The sequence below is a fragment of the Rhodoferax sp. genome (genome assembly GCF_039922535.1).
GTDB lineage: Bacteria > Pseudomonadota > Gammaproteobacteria > Burkholderiales > Burkholderiaceae_C > Rhodoferax_B.
The window spans coordinates 1-5,466 of the sequence record NZ_JBDTEM010000007.1 but is presented as its reverse complement, the minus strand read 5'-3'; the positions used below and the strand labels follow the sequence as shown (position 1 = coordinate 5,466).

The window sequence follows — 5,466 nt, the reverse complement described above, 5'->3', positions numbered from 1 at the left end:
GCACGCAATGCCAGGGGTGGGCGGGCAAGGTGGTAGTGGCCAGCCCAGCGCTGTGGCCGGTGCGCAGCACCCATTCGGCGATGCCCGCATCGAAGTCGTGCGGCAGCAGGCCGGGCAGGTGCAAGTGGCCGGTGCCGTCGTCTTTGTGCTCGGCCACCAGCACCATCACCTTGCCACCTTTGACCGGGTCAAAGGCCATGCCCTCTACCTGGGTGAACAGGCGCTGCACGGCGGCCTGGCCGATCTCCACCACCTGGCTGGTCAGTAGCGCGGCAGACAGCTCCCGCGTCAGGTCGAACAAAGCCTGGGTCCGGCGCTCGCGGCTGGCGGCGATGCGGGCCGCAAAGCGCAGCCCGGCGGTGAGCTGGCCGGTCAACAGGCCCATCGCCAGCATCACCACAAAGGTCACCAGGTACTGCACGTCGCTGACCGCAAACGAAAAGCGCGGGGCTACAAAAAAGAAGTCGAACGCGGCCACATTCAGCACCGCGGCCAACGCCGCCGCGGCGCGCCCGTAGCGTACGGCCACCAGCACCACCGCCACCAAAAACAGCATGACGATATTGGCCAGGTCCAGCCGGTTCGCCAGCGGCGTGGCCAGCAGGGTGACCAGCACGGCCCCGCCCAGAGCCGCGGCGTAGGGCTGCCAGGCGTGGTTGGCGGTGGCATCGTCGGTATCGTTGGGCAGCCAGGTGCGGGCCAGGCTGCGGGCGCTGGTGCTGCCGCCCACCTCCAGCACGTCCAGTGTGGGGGCCAGGGTGGCGAGTTGCCGCGTCAGCGTGGCTGCCCAGCGCCGCCAGATGTGCCAGCGCGGTGACTGGCGCGGGCGGCCCACCACCAGCGTGGCGCAGTTCAGCGTCTGGGCTTGGCGCACCAGCACTTCGGCGATCTGGCTACCGGTCAGCACCGCCGTGTCGGCCCCCAGGGTTTCGGCCAGTTGCAGCACGGTCAGAATGCGGTCGCGCTCGCTGGCTTCCAGGCGCTGCAGCAGCGGGGTTTCCACATACGCGGCATGCCAGCGCACATTGAGCTGCCCGGCCAGCCGCGCGGCGGTGCGCACGGTCTGCTCCGCACCCTCGTGCGGGCCGATGCAGGCCAGGATGGCACCCGAGGTGTTCCACACCGGCGGCAGGTCCTTGGCGCTGCCCGACTGCTCCACCCGGTAGCTGCGCACATCGTCCTCTACATGCTCGGCGGTGCGACGCAGGGCGATCTCGCGCAGCGCAATCAGGTTGCCTTTGCGGAAGAAGTTCTGTGCCGCGCGGGCGGCCTGCTGCGGCAGATACACCTTGCCCGCTTGCAGCCGGGCGGTGAGCTCATCCGGCGTGACATCTACCAAAATGATTTCGTCGGCGCTGTCTAGCAGGGTGTCGGGCACGGTCTCGTGTACGCGGATGCCGGTGATGGCCCCCACGGTGCCGTTCAGGCTCTCCAGATGCTGCACGTTGATGGCGGACCAGACTTCGATGCCCGCGGCCAGCAGCTCTTGCACGTCTTGCCAGCGCTTGGGGTGGCGCGAGCCCTCCACGTTGGTGTGGGCCAGCTCATCGACCAGCAGCACGGCGGGTTTGCGTGCCAGGGCTGCGTCCAGGTCGAATTCGGGCAAGGTACGGCCCCGGTACGGCAGCTGGCGCAGCGGCAATTGCTCCAGGCCGTGCAGCAGGGCTGCCGTTTCCTTGCGTCCATGGGTTTCCACCACGCCGATCAGCACTTCGCGCCCGGCCAGGTGCGCTTGCTGGGCGGCACTGAGCATGGCGTAGGTTTTGCCCACGCCCGCGTTGGCGCCAAAGTAGATGCGCAGGCGGCCCCTCGCGCGGGCGATGTCCTGCTCTTGCAGGCGCTGCAGCAACGCGTCGGGGTCGGGGCGGGAATCGTCGTGGGGCATGGGCGGAGGTTACTGCATGGCATCCAGCGCCAGGTTCAGGCGCAGCACGTTGACCCGCGCTTCACCCAGAAAGCCCGCCAGCGGACGCTCGGTCTGCTGCTCCACCAAGGCCGCTACCTGGGCCTGGGGCAGGCCACGGGCTTTGGCCACGCGGCTGGTTTGGTACTGCGCCGCAGCCGGGCTGATGTGCGGGTCCAGCCCGCTGGCGGAGGCGGTCACCAAATCGACCGGCACCGGCGCGGTGTTGCCGGGATCGGCATCGCGCAGGGCCTGGATGCGGGCCTTGACGGCATCGGTCAGCGCCGGGTTCAGCGGGCCCAGGTTGGAGCCGCCGGAAGCAGCGGCGTTGTAGGGCTGCGGGCCGGTGGCCGAGGGGCGGCCCCAGAAGTGCTTGGGATCGCTGAAGTTCTGGCCAATCAGCTCGGAGCCGATCGGCTTGCCGTCGCGCAGGACCAGGCTGCCAGCGGCTTGTTGGGGAAAAGCCGCCTGGCCCACGCCGGTAACGATCAGGGGGTAGACCACGCCGGTGAGCACGGTCAAAGCGGTAAACAGAACCAGGGTAGGACGAAGAATCGCGTTCATTTTGAATTCCTTAAACCATGTGCATGGCGACCAGCACCATGTCAATTGCCTTGATGCCGATGAAGGGCACGACCAAGCCGCCCAGGCCGTAGATCAGCAGGTTGCGGCGCAGCAGTGCGGCGGCTCCCACGGGGCGGTAGCGCACGCCCTTCAGCGCCAGCGGCACCAGGAACATGATGATCAGCGCGTTGAAAATAACGGCAGACAAGATGGCCGACGACGGGCTGCCCAGGTCCATCACATTCAGCGCCTTCAGCTGCGGGTAGGTGCTGACGAAGATCGCCGGGATGATGGCGAAGTACTTGGCCACGTCGTTGGCGATGGAGAACGTGGTCAGCGAGCCACGCGTCATCAGCAGCGCCTTGCCGGTTTCCACAATCTCCAGCAGCTTGGTGGGGTTGGAGTCCAGGTCCACCATGTTGCCGGCTTCTTTGGCGGCCTGGGTGCCGCTGTTCATTGCCACGGCCACGTCGGCCTGGGCCAGCGCGGGCGCGTCGTTGGTGCCGTCGCCGGTCATGGCGACCAGGCGGCCTTCGCTCTGGTACTGGCGGATCAGCGCCAGCTTCTGCTCGGGCGTGGCTTCGGCCAGGAAGTCGTCCACACCGGCTTCGGCGGCAATGGCGGCGGCGGTGAGCTTGTTGTCGCCGGTGATCATCACCGTCTTGATGCCCATGCGGCGTAGCTCGCCAAAGCGCTCCTTGATACCGGCCTTGACGATGTCTTTCAGCTCGACCACGCCCAAAACCCGGGCAGCCGAAGGATGGCCATTGCTGTCCATCGTGCCTTCCACCACCACCAGCGGTGTGCTGCCACGGCGCGCCACGTCGTCGGCTTGCTTACCGACTTCGGTGGGCATGCGGCCGTTTTGCGCCTGCACGTACTTGCGGATCGCGTCCACCGCGCCCTTGCGCAGCACGCGCACATTGCCGTCGGCCATCTGCAGGTCGATACCGCTCATGCGGGTTTGCGCCGTGAACGGAACTTCGGTGGTGGTGCCGATCAGCGGCTGTACCGCGCCCAGGCGCTGGGCCAGGGCCACGATGCTGCGGCCTTCGGGGGTTTCGTCGGCTTGCGAGGCCTGGGCGGCGCAGGCAGCCAGTTGGGCTTCTGTCACACCAGGCGCAGGGAAGAAGGCCGAGGCCTGGCGATTGCCCAGCGTGATGGTGCCGGTCTTATCGAGCAGCAGCACGTCGACGTCGCCGGCCGCTTCCACCGCGCGGCCGGACGTGGCGATCACATTGGCCTGCATCATGCGGCTCATGCCCGCCACGCCCACGGCCGACAGCAGGCCGCCGATGGTGGTGGGGATCAGGCAGACCAGCAGTGCGATCAGCGCCGTCATGCTGACCACGGTGCCGGAGCCTGCGGCTTGCACGCCAAACATGGAGAACGGCAGCAGCGTCACGGTGACCACCAAAAACACGATGGTCAGCGCCACCAGCAGAATCGTCAGCGCGATCTCGTTGGGCGTTTTCTGGCGTTTCGCGCCTTCGACCATGCTGATCATGCGGTCCAGAAACGACTCGCCAGGGTTCACGCTGATGCGCACCACCAGCCAGTCGGACAGCACGCGGGTGCCGCCGGTGACGGATGAAAAGTCGCCACCGGATTCGCGCACCACGGGTGCCGACTCGCCGGTGATGGCGCTCTCGTCTCCCGAGGCCACGCCTTCGATGACTTCGCCGTCCAGCGGAATCAGGTCATGCGCTTCCACCAGCACCACATCGCCCTTGCGCAGGTTCTCGGCTTCTTCCGGGAGCCAGGTAGAGCCGTGTACCGGCTTGGCCAGTTTCTTGGCCATGGTGCTTTTCTTCAGGCCACGCAGCGAGGAGGCTTGGGCTTGCGCCCGCCCTTCGGCCAGGGCTTCGGCAAAGTTGGCGAACAGCACAGTGAACCACAGCCACACCGCCACCGACAGCACGAAGGTCGCCGTTCCATCGCCGCTTTGCAGCGCCAGCAGGCCGAACAGTGTGGTCAAAATGCTGCCGATGAACACCACGAACATCACCGGGTTGTGCCACTGCACGCGCGGGTTCAGCTTGGTGAAGGCCGCGGCCAGCGCGGGCTTGAGCAGGGCGGGGTCGAGCAACACCAAAGATTTTTGGGTGTTCATACAAGTGTCTTTCGAAAATTTAAGCAAAACAGGGCTCTGGCGCAGGTACTACCTGCGCAACCAGCTATTAAAGGTATAGCGTTCATGGCTTTGCCCACAGCACCAGGTGTTCCACCATCGGGCCCAGGGCCAGCGCGGGCACGTAGTTCAGCAGTCCCACCAGCAGCACGGTGCCGATCAGCAGCGTGACAAACAGCGGGCCGTGCGTCGGCAAGGTGCCCGAGGTCACCGGCAGCCGCTGCTTGGCAGCCAGCGAACCGGCAATCGCCAGCACCGGCACGATCATCCCGAAGCGGCCAATCCACACCGCGATGCCCAGCAGCACGTTGTAGAACGGTGTGTTGGCCGACAGGCCGGCGAACGCGCTGCCGTTGTTGTTACCAGCCGAGCTCAGCGCGTACAGAATCTCGCTGAAGCCATGCGCGCCAGGGTTGGCAATGCCCGCCAGCCCACCGGTGGCCATCACCGCCACGGCAGTGCCCGCCAGCACCACGATGGGTGTCACCAGAATGGCGATGGAGGTCAGCTTCATCTCATGCACCTCGATCTTTTTGCCCAGGTATTCCGGCGTGCGGCCAATCATCAGCCCGGCGATGAACACCGCCAGGATGGCGAAGATCAGCATGCCGTACAGGCCTGAACCGACGCCGCCAAACACCACCTCGCCCAGTTGGATCATCACCATCGGCACCATGCCACCGAGCGGGGTGAACGAGTCGTGCATGGCGTTGACCGCACCGCAGGAGGCGGCGGTGGTGATGACGGCAAACAGGCTGCTGGCGGTGATGCCGTAGCGCAGTTCCTTGCCTTCCATGTTGCCGCCCGACTGCATCACGCTGGCGGTCTGGTCGACACCCAGCGCTGGCAGCAAAGGGTTGCCCGCTTG

At 66.3% G+C, this 5,466-nt stretch carries 4 protein-coding genes; all 4 read right to left on the bottom strand.

Features of this window, described 5'->3' with window-relative positions; all coding sequences use genetic code 11:
* Positions 1-1,885, bottom strand: a 1,885-nt coding sequence (locus ABI213_RS00250; protein ID WP_348025616.1) for a DUF4118 domain-containing protein, incomplete at its 3' end; no start/stop codon positions are given.
* A 9-nt stretch (positions 1,886-1,894) separates the two neighbouring features.
* Positions 1,895-2,467, bottom strand: coding sequence for a potassium-transporting ATPase subunit KdpC (gene kdpC / locus ABI213_RS00245; protein ID WP_348025614.1), 573 nt, complete (start codon positions 2,465-2,467; stop codon positions 1,895-1,897).
* Between the two features lie 10 nt (positions 2,468-2,477).
* Complete coding sequence (gene kdpB, locus ABI213_RS00240) at positions 2,478-4,580, bottom strand: potassium-transporting ATPase subunit KdpB (RefSeq protein ID WP_348025612.1); 2,103 nt, start codon at positions 4,578-4,580, stop codon at positions 2,478-2,480.
* 82 nt (positions 4,581-4,662) lie between these two features.
* Positions 4,663-5,466, bottom strand: an 804-nt coding sequence (gene kdpA / locus ABI213_RS00235) for a potassium-transporting ATPase subunit KdpA (protein WP_348025610.1), incomplete at its 5' end; no start/stop codon positions are given.

What these genes read in the sequence shown, in the direction of transcription:
- kdpB (WP_348025612.1), bottom strand. Translation starts at nt 4,580, where the DNA reads ATGAACACCCAAAAATCTTTGGTGTTGCTCGACCCCGCCCTGCTCAAG.
- kdpC (WP_348025614.1), bottom strand. Translation starts at nt 2,467, where the DNA reads ATGAACGCGATTCTTCGTCCTACCCTGGTTCTGTTTACCGCTTTGACC.